15 protein-coding genes are annotated in these 15,942 nt (G+C 44.5%); 10 read left to right on the top strand and 5 right to left on the bottom strand.

Annotated features, from left to right (window positions below):
* Positions 1-6: 6 nt before the first annotated feature.
* From ACLVWP_RS18545 to ACLVWP_RS18535, 3 genes are all read right to left on the bottom strand, one after another.
* Positions 7-1,326, bottom strand: a complete 1,320-nt coding sequence (locus tag ACLVWP_RS18545) for a thymidine phosphorylase (RefSeq protein ID WP_413559147.1) — start codon at positions 1,324-1,326, stop codon at positions 7-9.
* Complete coding sequence (gene deoC, locus ACLVWP_RS18540) at positions 1,326-1,988, bottom strand: deoxyribose-phosphate aldolase (protein WP_413559146.1); 663 nt, start codon at positions 1,986-1,988, stop codon at positions 1,326-1,328. The genes ACLVWP_RS18545 and deoC overlap by 1 nt, the downstream gene beginning before the upstream one ends.
* A 134-nt stretch (positions 1,989-2,122) precedes the next feature.
* A complete protein-coding gene (locus ACLVWP_RS18535; RefSeq protein WP_413559145.1) occupies positions 2,123-3,211 on the bottom strand; it encodes a type IV pilus twitching motility protein PilT in 1,089 nt (362 codons plus the stop codon).
* Positions 3,212-3,346: 135 nt separating this feature from the next.
* Here ACLVWP_RS18535 and ACLVWP_RS18530 point away from each other — a divergent pair, with 135 nt between their 5' ends.
* From ACLVWP_RS18530 to ACLVWP_RS18500, 7 genes are all read left to right on the top strand, one after another.
* The gene (locus tag ACLVWP_RS18530; RefSeq protein WP_413559144.1) at positions 3,347-4,864 is read left to right on the top strand and encodes an Rne/Rng family ribonuclease; all 1,518 of its coding nucleotides are present in this window, start codon (positions 3,347-3,349) and stop codon (positions 4,862-4,864) included.
* An 85-nt stretch (positions 4,865-4,949) separates the two neighbouring features.
* The gene (locus ACLVWP_RS18525) at positions 4,950-6,554 is read left to right on the top strand and encodes a hypothetical protein (RefSeq protein WP_413559143.1); all 1,605 of its coding nucleotides are present in this window, start codon (positions 4,950-4,952) and stop codon (positions 6,552-6,554) included.
* Between the two features lie 205 nt (positions 6,555-6,759).
* On the top strand, positions 6,760-7,320 hold the full coding sequence (gene rplU, locus ACLVWP_RS18520; protein WP_413559142.1) for a 50S ribosomal protein L21: 561 nt from the start codon (positions 6,760-6,762) through the stop codon (positions 7,318-7,320).
* A 26-nt stretch (positions 7,321-7,346) separates the two neighbouring features.
* Positions 7,347-7,607, top strand: coding sequence for a 50S ribosomal protein L27 (gene rpmA / locus ACLVWP_RS18515; RefSeq protein WP_088615960.1), 261 nt, complete (start codon positions 7,347-7,349; stop codon positions 7,605-7,607).
* A 113-nt stretch (positions 7,608-7,720) separates the two neighbouring features.
* On the top strand, positions 7,721-8,749 hold the full coding sequence (obgE, locus tag ACLVWP_RS18510) for a GTPase ObgE (protein WP_413559141.1): 1,029 nt from the start codon (positions 7,721-7,723) through the stop codon (positions 8,747-8,749).
* Positions 8,749-9,774 (top strand): nicotinate (nicotinamide) nucleotide adenylyltransferase, encoded by a 1,026-nt coding sequence (gene nadD, locus ACLVWP_RS18505; protein ID WP_413559140.1) that lies wholly within the window; start codon positions 8,749-8,751, stop codon positions 9,772-9,774. The genes obgE and nadD overlap by 1 nt, the downstream gene beginning before the upstream one ends.
* The gene (locus ACLVWP_RS18500) at positions 9,774-10,244 is read left to right on the top strand and encodes a 23S rRNA (pseudouridine(1915)-N(3))-methyltransferase RlmH (protein ID WP_413559139.1); all 471 of its coding nucleotides are present in this window, start codon (positions 9,774-9,776) and stop codon (positions 10,242-10,244) included. The genes nadD and ACLVWP_RS18500 overlap by 1 nt, the downstream gene beginning before the upstream one ends.
* A 35-nt stretch (positions 10,245-10,279) precedes the next feature.
* Here the strand turns inward: ACLVWP_RS18500 and ACLVWP_RS18495 are convergent, their stop codons facing one another.
* Positions 10,280-11,059, bottom strand: coding sequence for a protein-glutamine glutaminase family protein (locus tag ACLVWP_RS18495; RefSeq protein ID WP_413559138.1), 780 nt, complete (start codon positions 11,057-11,059; stop codon positions 10,280-10,282).
* A gap of 772 nt (positions 11,060-11,831) precedes the next feature.
* Here ACLVWP_RS18495 and ACLVWP_RS18490 point away from each other — a divergent pair.
* On the top strand, positions 11,832-12,476 hold the full coding sequence (locus tag ACLVWP_RS18490) for a LolA family protein (protein ID WP_413559137.1): 645 nt from the start codon (positions 11,832-11,834) through the stop codon (positions 12,474-12,476).
* Positions 12,473-13,846, top strand: a complete 1,374-nt coding sequence (gene rimO, locus ACLVWP_RS18485) for a 30S ribosomal protein S12 methylthiotransferase RimO (protein ID WP_413559136.1) — start codon at positions 12,473-12,475, stop codon at positions 13,844-13,846. Before ACLVWP_RS18490 ends, rimO begins: the two co-directional genes overlap by 4 nt.
* A gap of 34 nt (positions 13,847-13,880) precedes the next feature.
* On the opposite strand, the gene ACLVWP_RS18480 is transcribed toward rimO, so the two are convergent.
* Entirely contained in the window at positions 13,881-14,945 is a 1,065-nt protein-coding gene (locus ACLVWP_RS18480; RefSeq protein ID WP_413559135.1) for a tetratricopeptide repeat protein, read from the bottom strand.
* A gap of 25 nt (positions 14,946-14,970) precedes the next feature.
* Here ACLVWP_RS18480 and ACLVWP_RS18475 point away from each other — a divergent pair, with 25 nt between their 5' ends.
* Positions 14,971-15,831 (top strand): hypothetical protein, encoded by an 861-nt coding sequence (locus tag ACLVWP_RS18475; protein WP_413561594.1) that lies wholly within the window; start codon positions 14,971-14,973, stop codon positions 15,829-15,831.
* Positions 15,832-15,942 lie beyond the last annotated feature (111 nt).

Raw genomic sequence — 15,942 nt, 5'->3', positions numbered from 1 at the left:
CGAGTATTAGCTCAAAACTTTGAGTATCAAACTAGGCTTTGCAACCTTTTGCAAGGAAATAGTAATTGCAGATTTCAGCATTGGAACAGCCGAAGTAAGCAAATCTTTATCGTCTCCATGCAGAGTAAAGAGCGTGTCGCCAACTTTTACTTCATCACCCACTTTAGCGTGGAATTCTATCCCCGCTGTAGGAGCAATAACGTCTGTAGTTTGTGCGCGCCCAGCCTTAATCAGAATACCTGCCACACCAATGGATTCCGTATGGAAACCTTGAACATATCCTGCTTTATCAGCAGAAATTGTCAGACTATGTTTAGGTTTTGGAACGTTGCGGAGGTCGCCACCGTGGATTTTGCAAAGTTCTTCAAATTTCGCCATCGCTTTGCCGGAAGTAAGCGTCTCAAGTGCGATTTTGTAAGACTCTTCTTCTGTTTTTCCGATGCCCGCCAAAAGCAACATGTGTGCGGATAAGCGCAAGCTCAACTCACGAGTATCTTCGTAAAGATCATATCCATGAGGTCCGATGAATTTTTCATTCTTCATGATCGCAACACACTCATCAACTTCCAGAGAGTTTCCTGCAAATCGACCCAATGGTTGGTCCATGTTTGTCAAAAGCGCGGTCACTTTTTTGCCGTAGCCCTTAGCGATATTCATTAGATTTACAGCAAGCTCTTCTGCGAGAGCCGGCGTTTTCATAAATGCGCCAGATCCATACTTCACATCAAGCACCAAGCCATCAATGCCTTCAGCAAGTTTCTTAGACATGATGGAGGCACAAATCAAAGGCAAGCTTTCAACTGTGGCAGTCACGTCACGAAGTGCATAGATTTTTTTATCAGCAGGGCAGATCTCTTTGGTTTGTCCGATAAAACAAATATTATTTGTACGAACAAGCTCGATAAATTCAGGCAAAGACTTCTGAGTATTAAAACCAGGGATTGCTTCAAGCTTATCCAAAGTTCCGCCGGTATGGCCAAGTCCACGCCCGGAAATCATCGGAACAGGCGCACCTGCAGCCGCAACAATCGGGCCCAAAATCAAACTTGTCTTATCGCCAACACCACCGGTGGAGTGTTTGTCGACTTTAAATCCTTTTACAGATGAAAAATCCACAACTTCACCAGAGTGAAGCATGGCTTTTGTTAATCCTAATGTTTCATCTTTCGTCATGCCTTTGAAAAAGATCGCCATCAACAAAGCTGACATTTGATAGTCAGGAATTGATCCGCGTGCATAACCCAAAATGAACTCTTCGATCTCGTCAGAAGTTAGAGTGCCACCATTGCGTTTCTTTTTAATAATTTCTGCGGGAAGGAATGACATTAGTAACCTCCTTGAGATTGTTGACCTTGAGCCAAGGCAACACCAGAGCTAGTTCCCAAGCGAGTAGCGCCGGCTTGAATCATTGCTAAAGCTTGCTCTGAATTTTTCACGCCACCAGAAGCCTTCACTTCCATTTTGTCGCCCACAACAGACTTCATAAGTTTCACATCTTCAACCGTAGCGCCGCCACCAGCGAATCCTGTGCTGGTTTTAACGAAATGAGCTCCAGCTTCAAGTGCAGCTTTACAAGCCAACACTTTTTCTTCGTCGTTAATCAAAGAAGTTTCAATAATAACTTTTACTTTAACACCAGATGCAGCTTGAACGACGGCTTTGATATCATCACGTACATAATCTAACCGGCGGTCTTTAAGTGCGCCGATTTGAATAACCATATCGATTTCTTGAGCGCCGTTTGTAATCGCTGTGCGAGTTTCAAAAGCTTTGCTTGCAGTATCCATAGCGCCCAAAGGAAACCCAACAACACAACAAACCTTAACATCAGAACCCTTAAGTAATTCTGCGCATTGTTTGACGTAAGAAGTGTTTACGCAAACGCTGAAGAATTTATGCTCAATGGCTTCTTTGCAGAGTTTTTCGATTTGCGCAGATTGCGCTTCTGGTTTCAAAAGGGTGTGATCAATATACTTATTAATTTGCATAAGCGGACCTCGATTCAATCAAAGTAAAAAAATACCTTAGAAAGAACGCAAGGGCAATGCAGGTTTTTTTAAAAGAGAAGAGCCCTTGGTTTTTAACCAAAGGCTCCACCGGTATACGATATTTAGTTATGATTTTAGCCGACTTTTGTTTTCGGTCCGCCAACAGCTGTTTGGACATTCGTGTCGCCACCGCTAGATTGACCCAAGAAAGTCTTAGCATCTGCCGCAGAGACTTTTCCTTTACGAACCAAGTCTTCGATGTATTTTTCAAACAGAATCATACCCTGGCTTGATCCAGTTTGCATTGCCGAAGCAACTTGATGGATCTTACCTTCACGAATCAAATTCGAAATGGCTTTTGTATTACGCATAATTTCGTAAGCAGCAACACGCCCTTGACCATCTGCACGAGAGAACAGTGTCTGCGCCACAACGCCACGCAAAGATTCAGCAAGCATCGTTCTGATCTGTGCTTGTTGACCCGCAGGGAAAACGTCGATGATACGGTCAATAGTTTTTGCCGCACTGTTGGTATGTAGAGTACCAAAAACGATGTGACCTGTTTCAGCAGCAGTCAATGCAAGACCGATGGTTTCCAAGTCACGCAACTCACCCACCAGCAAGATATCCGGGTCTTCACGGAGTGCGGCTTTAAGTGCGTTGGCGAAAGTTTTTGTATGGGAACCAACCTCACGTTGATTCACCAAAGATTTAATATTTGGATGCACGAACTCGATAGGATCTTCAACCGTGATGATATGAGCTTCACGAGTCAGATTGATTTGATGGATCATGGCTGCAAGAGTTGTGGATTTACCAGAACCCGTTGGACCTGTCACAAGGATCAAACCGCGATCGCAATCGATCATGTCTAGAACTGCAGGCGGAACGCCAAGTTCTTGTGCAGTTTTGATTTTCTCAGGGATGATACGCATAACTGCGCCAAGGCCTTTACGCTGCATGAATACGTTGCAACGGAAGCGTCCAATTCCTGGAAGAGTGTAGGCAAAATCCAGCTCCCATTTTTCTACAAAGGCTTTCTTTTGCTTTTCAGATAGAATTTCAAAGATAAGACCTTGAACGTCTTGATTAGAAAGTTCGCGGTAGTTCAGTGGAACCATGTTACCGTGCAGGCGCAGATAGGGTGCGGCACCGCTTGTAACGTGCAAGTCGGAAGCGCCTTGCTCAACCATGAGTTTAAACAGTTCATCAATCGTTGCCATTCTATTCTCCCTAAATGGTCTAATTCAGTGATCTTTTCGGTAGTTTATGCTCTAATGTTTAAATATTAATTGCTCTCGCGATTGTTTCTGGACTATTGAAGAGAGATTATCCCACGTTCCGCTTCAGGAGGCACCGTGTCCGCAGAAATTCTCATCAATGTCAGACCTCAAGAAACACGTGTTGCTTATGTTGAAGGCGGAGTTTTATCCGATTTGAAAATTGAACGAAAAACTTCACCGACATTGGTCGGGTCGATTCACCGCGGAACAGTGATTCGCGTTTTGCCCGGTATGCAGGCCGCGTTCGTAGACATTGGTCTAGAGAAAGCAGCGTTCTTATACGTTGGCGATATCCGCGAGGACGTGGACGATAATTTCCTTTCTAGTGTTGACCGTGAAGAGCCACTTGATGAGGGTGATGAAGACAAACCGCACACGCACCAAGTAAAAACACCGATTCAAGATCTTCTAAAAGAAGGCCAAAGTATTTTGGTGCAAGTAGCGAAAGATCCACTCGGAACTAAGGGCGCGCGTTTGACGACGCATTTATCTTTGCCAGGTCGTTTCGTTGTCTTCTTGCCAACAGTTCGTCACTTGGGCATTTCACGTCGTATTGAAGACGAGGCAGAGCGCGAAAGACTTCGCCAGCTAGTACAAAAAATCAATCCTTCCGGGGGAGTAATCGTTCGTACAGCGGGCGATGGTGCTTCGGAGGAAATGTTAAAAGCCGACATTGAGTATCTTGATCGTATGAGTAAGGAAATTTTCAAACACTACGAAAAAAAGAAAACTCCGGGCGCACTTCACACAGAATTGGATGTCGAGCTTCGCGCTCTTCGCGATTTGATGAGCGAAGATGTCACAAGCGTTTGGGTTGACGACGTCGAAGTTCAGAAAAAAGTTGTGAAGTTCGTGTCGCAATTCATGCCGAAGTACAAACAGAACATCGTACTTTATGAAGAGAAAAAGCCTCTTTTTGACCTTTACGAAATTGATATCGAAATCTCTCGCTCAATGGAAAGAAAGATTTGGTTGAAATCAGGCGGATACATCGTGATCGACGAAGCGGAAGCTTTGGTTGTGATCGACGTAAATACCGGTAAATTTGTCGGCAAAAAAGACCTTGAAGACACGATCCTGAAAACCAATTTGGAAGCAGTTCGCGAGACAGCCCATCAGCTACGTATTCGTAACTGTGGTGGCATTATCATCATCGACTTCATCGATATGGAAAAAGAATCTCACCGCGAAAAGGTCATGGAAACCTTGGCTGAGGAATTGGTTAAAGACCGCGCTCGCACCAACATCGTTTCGATGTCCCAATTGGGTTTGGTCGAGATGACTCGTAAACGCATCCGTCCAAGTTTGATTAAAACATTGTGTGAGCCGTGCTCTTACTGTGACGGTAAGGGATATATTAAACGTAAATCTACAGTTGCGAATGAAATTTTCCGTGAGCTTGAGCGTGACGCTGACATGTTGATCAATAAAAAAACGAATGTGGTGATCCATTGTCACAGCGAAGTTGTTGATTGGATTTACGAAGTAGAAGGCGAAAGCTTAGAGGGTATCGAGAAAAAACTCGGACGCTCGGTGGCCTTCAAAATCGAGCCAAACTACCACTTAGAACAATACGAGATTTTCTTTGTCTAATTTTGAAACGCACCGACCCCGAAAAGGTCGGTGTTTTTCTATGTAAGCCGTTCATTTTACTCTCTAATTATCCGACGAGAGTACTATGAAAATGTTCGCGCTGTTCATCATGACAATTCTTTATTCGCTCCTTTCTTGGGGCGAGGTGTGCAGCAGCGGTACAGCGTTTGATAATTTAAATGCCCTAGCAAAAAATTCCTGCGAACAAACTGTTAAATCCAAAGAGTGTACGGACCTGTATGCTCAGATGAAGGCCAATGGGGAAAACCCTGCGGATAAAGCCCCGAACTGTTCCGGCAAAGACTTACTAAGTCAAGAGTACAGCGCTTGGAGTTATAGCTCCGGGTGTTCTATTGGCGGATGGAATTTTGTAAAGGACACTTTCGTCGGTGTGGGCACGGCGATCGCTGACAGCGCGAAAAGCGTTGGCAAATTTGTCGATGACATTGAATTAGAAAATGCCGCAAACAAAGCCTGTGATGCCGATCCAAATGGAAAAGCCCAACTGATCGAACAGTATAATCAAAATGTTCCGAAGCTTTTAAAGATCGCCGAGCCCGCGGACTCCGTTCTTGCCAAAACAACCTGCGCTAAAGTCAAAGCAACGATCAAACTGCAACAAGGCCAAAAGGCCGACGAACTAAGTCTGACTTTAAATCGAAAAATGCTTTTACAAAAATCAAACCTCACCGCCGATGAAAAAGAACTGGTGGAGTGGGGACAGCGACGCTTGCCAGGCACGCAAATGAGTTTGCTAGACGCCGCGAAGGCCAAGATCAAAGAAGCGGGCATTCGTCTTGAGTGTTACAACTCTCAACAAGCGGCTGCTATGGTGTGCGAAGCCCTCGCCGAAGTCAGCATTGTTGCCGCTGGTCCCACGGGATTAGCAATGAAGGCCGCTCGAATGAAAAACATCGCGAAGCTAGCGGGTGTCTCTATCGACGCTCGGAAGGCAACTTCAACAACCAGAATGGTAGCGACGGCAGCCGATTTAGAAAAAGCAGCAAAGCTATCTAATGTTGAGCGTATTGCCACTGCAGAACAATCCCTCGGGCGAGCGCTTACTGCGGCAGAGAAAAAAGCCCTCGTCGATGCGCACGAAGTTGCCGCAGGCACAGGGAGAGGTTACGGAACGTACTCGGCCACGGATCTTAAAAATAAAGCAGACATATTAAAGACAGCAGGATTCAGCGAGGCAGAGCGAGAGACTCTGTTGCGCCAAGGCCTTGCGGGCTCACTATCTAGCTCGACATATGCGCGCACATATACAAATACAATGCGCCTCCAGGCAGAGAAGCTGTTGGGCTCAGGCAAAACAGCTGAAGCAAAACAAAGCTTCCGTTCTGCTGCGGATTCCTTTGAGGTTGTCGCAAAGGATGCAAAATATACAAAGTCAGACCGTGACTACTGGATGGGATCTAAGATCAACGCCAACGCTGAAAGATATGACAAGGCCGCTGAATACTTTATTAAGAGTTATAGTAAAGAGACGGGAAATTCTCGGGCAGAAGCAATCTACGATGCTTTAAACCGGGAAAAGCAGCAACTCAGAACAATTTCATCGCAAAACGCCGGAAGTACAGCTGCGCAGGCAAATTACCAAACACACCGCAAATTAATCGAAGCCGTGGTGAGCAATCCTCAACTCCAATTAAGCGATGCGCTAAAAGCAGAACTTTTGAGGCCATAAACAGCCCTAAGAGACTGAAATTTATAATCATTTCATGAACGGCTGGATTCTGAAAAAAGCTGTCTTTTTTATTGCCAAGAGTCGGCTGCACCGATAATCTCTTCTTCTTCCTGAAAAGCTGAAAAAATTAGCATGTAATAGGTTGACAAAGCCTAGTGCGAAGTGGCATTTACGACTGGCTTAATTCGGGTAGCTGGAGGTTCTAATGTACGCGATTATTCGTACTGGTGGTAAGCAATATAAAGTTCAAGCTGGTGATGTTGTTCAAGTTGATAAACTAGAACAAAAACTAGGTGCAGAGTTTGATATCAACGAAATCTTGATGGTTGGTGGTGAGTCCACTCATGTTGGTCAACCTCTAGTTAAAGGTGCAAAAGTAACTGTTGTAGTTACTAAGCAAGCTAGAACTAAAAAAGAAATCGTTTTCAAAAAGAAACGTCGTCAAGGTTACAGAAAATTTGCAACTCACAAACAAGAGTTCACAGAACTTTTCGTGAAAGCAATTTCTCTTGATGGTAAAACAACAAAAACAGATGCTACGCCAAATGTGGTAGACGTTGATGCGAAACGCATGGAAGCTGCTACAGCTCGCGTTGCTGCTCGCAAAGACCGTGCTGCTAACAAGAACAAAGGCGAAGAAGTTGTAAAAAAAGCTGCTAAAAAAGCTGTAGCGAAAAAGAAAGTTGCTAAAAAAACAGTTAAAAAGACTGCTAAAAAAGCAACCGCTAAGAAAAAAGTAGCTAAAAAAACTTCTAAAAAAGCGTAATCATAGATTTTTAAGCGAGGTTAGTCATGGCAAGTAAGAAGGCCGGTGGTAGTACAAAGAATGGTCGTGATTCACAGAGTAAACGCTTAGGCGTTAAACGTTTCGGTGGCGAGAAAGTTCTTTCTGGAACAATTATCGTTCGTCAACGTGGTACAAAATTCCATGTTGGTAACAACGTAAAAATCGGTCGTGACCACACGATCTATTCTGTAATCGAAGGTCTTGTTAAATTTGAGCGTTTTGCAAAAGATCGCTTCAAAGTTAGTGTTTATCCTAAAGCTGTCTAGTTTCTACTAGTCTCCAGCTTCGATAAGCACCAAGAGATTTTACAATACATAAAAAGGAGCCATCTCTGGCTCCTTTTTTGTTGTATATCTCTCCTCAAAATATTGGTGCTCTTATGAAATTCATTGATGAAGTTAGTATTACATTAGCGTCTGGCCGTGGCGGTCCGGGTTGCGTTAGTTTCCGTAGAGAATCGGGTGCTCCTCGTGGTGGACCAGATGGCGGTGACGGTGGCAAGGGTGGCGATGTAATCATCAAAACTTCGAAACACATCAATTCTCTTTTCGAAATCAGACAGAACAAAAGATATGCTGCTCAAAATGGCGAGATGGGCTTCGGCCGTCAAAAGCATGGAGCTAATGGTCAAGATCTTGTGATGATCGTGCCGGAAGGTACTGTGATCAGAAATCTTGAAGGCGAAATCGTTGTCGATATGACTGGTATCGAGGAATACACGCTTTTGTTCGGTGGCCGTGGTGGTAAAGGTAATGAGTTTTTCAAAACCTCTATCAATCAAGCTCCGACACATGCTCAACCTGGCGAAGAAAACCAAGAGCTTGAAGTTAAGCTTGAGCTTAAACTGATTGCTGACGTTGGTATCATCGGTTTCCCAAATGCGGGTAAGTCGACTTTGATTTCTCGTGTATCTGCGGCTCGTCCTAAGATCGCTGATTATCCGTTTACGACACTGACGCCAAACTTGGGTGTTGTTAAAGCGGGTGACTACAGTTCTTTTGTTGTTGCTGATATTCCAGGTCTGGTTAAAGGCGCACACGAAGGTGTGGGTCTTGGTATTCAATTCTTGAAACACGTTGAGCGTACTCGCGTGTTCATTCACTTGGTGGATGCTTCTGGTTTATCTGGTCGCGATCCTCTTCAAGACTTTGAAGATCTAAATTATGAACTAAAAATGTATGATGAGAGCAATCAGGACAAAGAAGGATTCTTCCCTCTATCCACACGTCCTCAATTTGTAGTGCTCAACAAAATTGACACTCTCAGCATCGATCAACTTGAAAAACTTAAACTTAAATTCAAAAAGACAACGGGTTCAGAGCCACTAGCGATCTCTGCTGTAACAGGCAAAAATATCACTGAGCTAGTCACTGAATTAGGCCGTCAGGTTTTGAAGGAAGTAGAATAATGAAAATCGGTATTTTTGGCGGAAGCTTCAATCCTCCTCACATGGGTCACATCAACGCCATTCAAACAGTGGCGAAAAAAATGGGTTTGGGTAAAATCCATGTTGTCCCTGCAGCACAAAATCCTCTTAAGACTCCAGTAGAAGGTCCAACTTCTGAACAGCGCTTGGAATTGACGAAACTGGCTTTCGCTCAATATGGCGAAACGTATTTCGTTGATGATCAAGAGCTAAAACGTGGTGGCATGAGCTACACAATCGATACAATCATGAATCTTCGTAAAACCTACGATGCTTCTGATTTGTACTTGATCGTTGGCGCTGACAAATTCGAAGAACTTGCTCAATGGAAAGACTATTCAAAAATTTTGGCTGAAACGAATCTAGTAGTTACAACTCGTCCGGGTTATGACATGCCAGAATCTTTGGATGAAATGCCAGGTTACTTGAAACCACTAGTAGCTGACTTTGACTTTAACTTTATCGAGTTAACTACGGGTCGTAACATCCAGTTCATCACTTTGCGTGATATCGAAATCTCTTCCAGCGAAGTTCGTAAATGGCTTCGTACGGGTAAACCAGTAGAGCAGTACTTGCCCCTAGCGGTTGAGACATTCATCAAAGAGAATAAACTTTATAGAAAAATCGGCGATCGCATCGGTGACTATACGAAGTTCACTGAATTCTGCGCGAACGTTTTGTTTGCTAATAAAGGGATCAATGTTCTTGGTTATGATCTAAGAAAAATCACAGCTCCAAGTGAGTTTGCATTGATCGCTTCGGGTACATCGACTCGTCATGCGACGGCAATGGCTGAAAACATCGTGATCGCTGTTAAGGAAGAATTTAACGTTCATCCACTTTCTGTTGAGGGTGTTGATGAAGGTCGTTGGGTTCTGGTGGATTACGGTACTTTGATCATTCACGTGTTCTATGATTTCGTACGTCTTGAGTACGGTCTTGAGAATTTGTGGAGACAAGGCACTGTGTTGCCGCTTAAAGATCCGCACGTTGGGAAAAACCAATAATGAAATTCGTATTGTACAACCTCGCGACCGCCAAAGAGGCTTGGTCCGACGAGGTGAGCGGGTTGTACAAAAAGAAGATCTCCTTCTTTGTCCCATTCGACATTCAAAGTCTGAAAGCCAAAAAGTCTGCTCGTGAAGACGCAGACTTTAAGCGCAACGAAGAGTCCGAACTTATTCTTAAAAACATCAATTCAGACGACTACGTAGTTCTTTTTGACGAACGTGGCTCCGTATTGGATTCGATTCAATTTTCAAAAAAAGTAGAAAACATCTTAGGCAGCTCTAAGAAACGCGCCATTTTTATTATTGGTGGTGCTTTTGGAGTTAATGAAGACGTTCGCAAAAGAGCCGATCTAAAGGTGGCCCTTTCACCGATGGTGATGAATCACTTGATGGCTCAGGCTATGAGCTTAGAGCAGATCTACCGGGCCTTTACGATTATTAAGAAAATACCGTATCACAATATTTAAATAAAAAAGGCTCCGTGAGGGAGCCTTCTTTTTAGTTATAGCCAAGGTGGCTGATTTCCAAGTTCGCGTTCAGGATCTCTGCCCAACTCGAGCAGTCTGTTCCATTCTTCTGGAAGATAGTTGCGCTGTTCGTCCTCTGCCATTTGCTCGTCAATTTTTGGCGGCTTGATACAAATGCTGTCGGGATCAAAAGCATCTTTAGAACAGATTGAGAATGTCACGCGAGTTTGATTTTCTCCGATGGCATCTGCCCACTCATCCAAGGTCATTGGCTCTTTTGCATCCAAAGCTGGATCCAAAACATAAGCCGTATTGCCCACGCGGAAAGTGATGGCCACATGATACCACCACTCCACATATCCGGCAGGGGAGTTGTCAGTTGCTGCGTGAAGATTTCCGAAAGCAAAGACCTTTTTGGGAGTGATCTTTTTTTCGTTCATAAGGTGTTCGGCAGCAAGCTCTGCTCGAGCAAAACAACCGTCGTCTGGATATAACCAAGTTAGGCGACGGGCAAAGTAATCAGTGCTCAAAAAGGACGTATCGCGGATGTACTTAAACTCATTGGTAAGCTGATCGTAGCTTTGGACCTCTGGAATATCGGCGATTTTAATTTGATTCAGGGGGCGGGCCATATTTTCGGGAGTTTGTCCCGGTCGAAGGTCAACATCTTGATTCTGATTGAACAGAGTCAAATGGCGACTGCGAGCCTTTGCGGTTTGAAAGTTCTCGCGCGGCAAACGGTGCGCGGAAAGGCCGGCTTGGACCTCTAAAGAAACTAACAATAATGCTGTAATGAAAACTGCGATAATTCTCATATACCCCTCACATTCGATAATTAGGACGGGGTTTGTATCTTGTCAAAGAAGAACTAAGCCATGGCGCCGTAATTGCTCTAGCAAAGACGCATGAATAAATGGCTCCAATGGATTGCTCGATACAATTCAACCTGTCTGCATTGCGGATCTTTTCATAAAACCGAGGGTCTTCTTTGCTACAGATGCCGAGCCAAACTAAGTACCTATGTTCCTGACTCCTTGGTGCGGAAAACTTTGGCCATCTTTGAGGCTTACGCCGTATTTAGGTGGAACCCCGGAACTAGCAACCTGCTATCTGCTCAGCTGGTAGGTCTCAAGGGCACCCAGCCGCAAAAGGATTGGGAGTATTGGGCTGCGAAATTCATAGCGCGCAGAGCCCTCATCGGACTTCCTCAGCGCCGGATTATTATAATTCCTGCTCCATCGGGATCTGCCTCAGGGAGGGATCATGCATTTCAGTGGGCCGAGGCCTTGGCCAAACACCTGGGCGCAGAAGTTCATCCTTGTTTGCATAAGGCGACCTCAAGACATCAAAGGGGAGCCTCTCGGGAGCAGAGGGTAGAGGTGCAGTTGACCCTCGATGAAAATTCTTCATTGGTGTCTGAACTTTGGACAGAGGCCCTTTGGGTCTTTGCCGATGATATCGTTACCACGGGCTCCACAGCGCTTGCCGCATTCGAAGCTCTTGGTAGTCCCCCTCATTTTGAAACTTGGTCGCTGGCTCATAGGACGCTCTCTTGCGGAGACAAACCCAATCTGTTATAACGCCCGAATGTTTAAACAAATCAGTGTCTTAATTTTATCTCTTGGACTTTCAATCAGTGTATCTGCAGCCGATAAAACCAACGCCACTTTGAAGAAAGCTTCGCAAAAATATCGCGCAGCTAAGCTTGTGGAAATGTCTTTCGAAAAAACTGTGAAGTTCATCAGTGGAAAGACAACAAAGTATACGGGCACTTTGACTATGGCGAACGGAAAGTTTCGCTTAGAAACTAAAACTCCTGATGAAGAACTTTTGGTATTTGATGGGACTACTTTGTGGATTGTGCAATATCCACCGAAGGAGTTCGGGGGCGCACCGCAGATCTCTCGCGGTAAGCCAGATAAAAAAGGCCGTCAGCAAATGTTAGCGGCGACTTTGATTGGCGGAGACATCCAAAAGACTTTCAAAGTAACGGGTGAAAACAAAGAAGGTGATAAATCAACGCTTTCAATTTCCCCAAGAGACGAGCTGCCAGTTAAAGATCTGAAAATGATCGTGGATACGAAAATGTCTGAGATAAAAGAAATCACTTACTCAGACGAAATTGATAACCAAATCTCAATGAGTTTTTCGGATATCAAATTCAAAGACAGCGTTAAGAAAAATATATTTAAGTACGAACCACCCAAAGGTGCACAGGTAACGAACCTATGAAGCAAGAAACGATTCAAAACAAAAAAGTACACTTTATCAGCTTGGGTTGCCCTAAGAATCTAGTCGATTCCGAAATCATGGCTGGTACTTTGATGAAAGACGGCTTCGAAGTTGTGGGTGAAGCAGACGATGCTGACACAGTTATCGTTAACACTTGTGGTTTCATCGAAGACTCTAAGAAAGAATCTATCCAACGTATTTTGGATATGTCCGATCTTAAGCAACAAGGTAAAGTTAAAAAAGTCGTTGTGGCTGGTTGCCTGACTCAACGTTATAAAAACGACCTTGTTGAAGGCTTGCCAGAAGCGGACTTGTTCGTTGGCTCTGGTGAATTCCAAAATATTTCTAAGATCCTTAAGAACTCTGAAGCTGGCGAAAAGCAAAAGACGTTCTTTAATCTTCCAACGTACCTTCAAGAAGAAGCTACTCCGCGTGTGAACTCTCAACCGGGTCACCGTGCGTACTTGAAAATCTCAGAAGGTTGCATGAAGCGTTGTGCGTTCTGCGCGATCCCATTGATCCGTGGTAACTTGCAATCACGTTCTATCGACGCTGTTGTTGCTGAAGCAAAATTGCTTGTAGCTGGTGGAGTTAAAGAACTCATCATCATCAGCCATGACTTCACTGACTACGGTTTCGATATCCGCCGTAAAGATCCAACTCGCAAAGAAAGCCCAGTAGAGCTTTTGAAAGCTTTGGATCAAGTTGAAGGTCTTCAATGGATCCGTTTGATGTACTTGTATCCAGATGGCATCACGCAAGAGATGGTTCAAGTTATCAAGAACAGCAAAAAAATCGTACGTTACTTCGACATGCCACTTCAACACGTGAACGATGCAGTTTTGAAAAGCATGAATCGTAAAATGACTCGTGATGAAATCGAAACGGCATTGATGAACATTCGCGAACATTTGCCAGAGGCAGTGATCCGTACTCAGTTCATCGTGGGTTTCCCAGGCGAAACAGACGAACAATTTGAAGAGTTGTTGAACTTCGTAGCTGAACAACAATTCGACCGTGTAGGTTGCTTCAAATACTCTCCTGAAGAAAACACTCCAGGTGGTCGTATGGACAACCAAGTTGATGACGAAACAAAAGACTACCGTCATGACGCTTTGATGGAAGTTCAACAAAACATCTCTCGTAGCAAGCATATGGATTTCGTAGGTAAAACTATCGACGTAATCGTTGAGGGCTTCTCTGAAGAAACTGATTTGTTGCTTCAAGGTCGTTTCTGGGGCCAAGCTCCAGATATCGACGGTGTTGTTTTGATCAACGACGGTGAAGCTAAAGTGGGTGACATGGTTAAAGTTCATGTCACTGACTCAATGGAATACGATCTTATCGGTGAGATCGTTACAGAAAACTAGTTATTAAAAAAGGCTCCTCACGGAGCCTTTTTCTTTAGAAGGTGCAGTTTTCAGAAGCGCTTTCAAATTTCCCAACCCAATCGGTGACACGGGAATTTCTTAAAATCGTGGTGGCCTTTCTAAAGGCTGCTGCATTTTTCTTATCGTACTTGCAGGCATTTTTATAAGCGATCAGGGAGATTTCATACTTTTTGATTTCAAACGAGGTCGTCGCTAATCCCAGCCAGGCGCGCGCAGACTTGGGGTCGGCCTCTGTGCCAGTCTTGTAGTATTTCGATGCCTCTATGGAGCTCTTATCGTCTTCTAGGAGGCGTCCATAAGTGTACTGTGCAAATTCAGAGCGAGGGAACTCGTCGGCAGCTCTTTTTAGAACAGCTTTTGCCTTATCGTCGTCGCCCATGCCCTTCATGCTAAGACCCAAGTTCACGTGGGAGTTGGCTCTTTTAGCATCTTTTTGAATAGCTTCGCGGCAGCTTGTAAGGCCAGCATCGAAGGTGTTGTCATTGGTGTTGATCTCACAAAGTTTTTCTAGGTACTCCGCCTTTTTTCCCATGTTGTCGATCATGTCCTGAGCCAAAATGCGCATCTCATAGTAGTTGGGTGGTTGGCGCGTTTCATACATCTTCATCAAAGCATTGTAAGGTGGTTCGTATTTGGGATTGGCTTCGATCGCTAGCTTGTAGTTTTCCAAAGCTTCCTTAGGCTTTTTCTGCAACATATAGGCATTGCCTAGGAGTGAGTAGGCTTCAAAGTCCTTGTCATTTTTGCTTGTTAAATTATTAAGCGCGCGAATCATGTCGCCAGTTTCACTGCGAGCCTCATGGGCTTTCGCGAGCAAGATGATAGCAGGGCGATCGATTTTATCGATCTGCCTCCACAGCAAAAGAGTCGTTTTTTCGTAGTCTTTTTGATTATAAAATTCTTGGGCTAATTGCACGACAAGCTTGGTGTTTGTGGGACTCTTTTTGATTTCCGCCTTGAGGGCTTCGATCTTATCCTGTCCCGAGGTCTGGGAGGGAGTTCCAGCAACGGTCGATAATGAGACAAAAGGCAAGATGATTACCACGAGCATGTGTTTGAAATTCAGTCTGCTTTTCATATGTTGTATTATGACTTAAATGCCCATGCGAGTGAAGAAATCTAAATATTCAGCTGGACTAAAAAACAATCACGGTCAGGCTGTGATTGAGTACGTTTTGATGTTAATCATTACGGTGTCGCTTATTTTGATGCTCGTCACACAAATCTTTAAGCCCCTTCAGGCATTTACCCAATCCTTCATGGGCGACTATATGGCCTGCTTGCTGGAAACTGGCGAGCTTCCAGTACTTGGCCAGGATAACACTGATTCAGAATGCAAAGTCAGCTTTCAAAATGTGGCGGGAAGTAACAGTTCTTCTTCGTCGAGCAATAGTAGCAGTTCTAATAACTCATCAAGCTCTTCCAGCAACAGCAGTTCTAGTAAAAGCTCAAGCAGCAGTGATTCAGCGTCTTCTTCGGGGAATAGCACTTATGCAGGTTCGAATTCTCGTAGATCGGGGAGCAGTTATGTTGCCGGTGGACGTGCACCGACAAAAGGGATCGATAGTGGCTCAGAGTCAGGTGGAAAAGTTGTAGAAATTGCCTTGGAAGGCGGCGGTGCGGGTGGTTTTTACAGAGCCAGCAATGGTGCGACCTATGCCGAAGTAGGCCGTCGCGTGGCTTCAGTTCCTGTCACGGGATTGACCGCAGAAGAGCGCAAGAAGCTTGAGAAAAAAGCAGCGGGTGATAACAAAGTTACATCAGTTCAAAACGATGGAACGACTCAGCCAGTTAAAAAAATTGCTGTAAAAAAGCCAGAGGTTCAGACGCTCACGCAAGAAGAAGACAAGCCCGTTACATTTGGAAATTTTATACGTTGGCTCTTTATCGCAGCGCTTATCATCGCACTTGTGATCTTCCTCGGAGGTCAGGCACTGCAATTTTCCAAGAGTGCTGAAAAATAGTCTGCATCGCGTTTAGAAAAATTCCACAGAATATCTTAAGTTGTCTGTCACTGACGGAAGTTCTTGAAACAAACGAGTGTATCAAGCATACAAGGCACTCGCTTGTTTCGA

The organism is Bdellovibrio sp. HCB209, from assembly GCF_047306065.1.
Lineage (GTDB): Bacteria > Bdellovibrionota > Bdellovibrionia > Bdellovibrionales > Bdellovibrionaceae > Bdellovibrio.
This window is presented reverse-complemented; position numbering and strand designations above follow the sequence as displayed.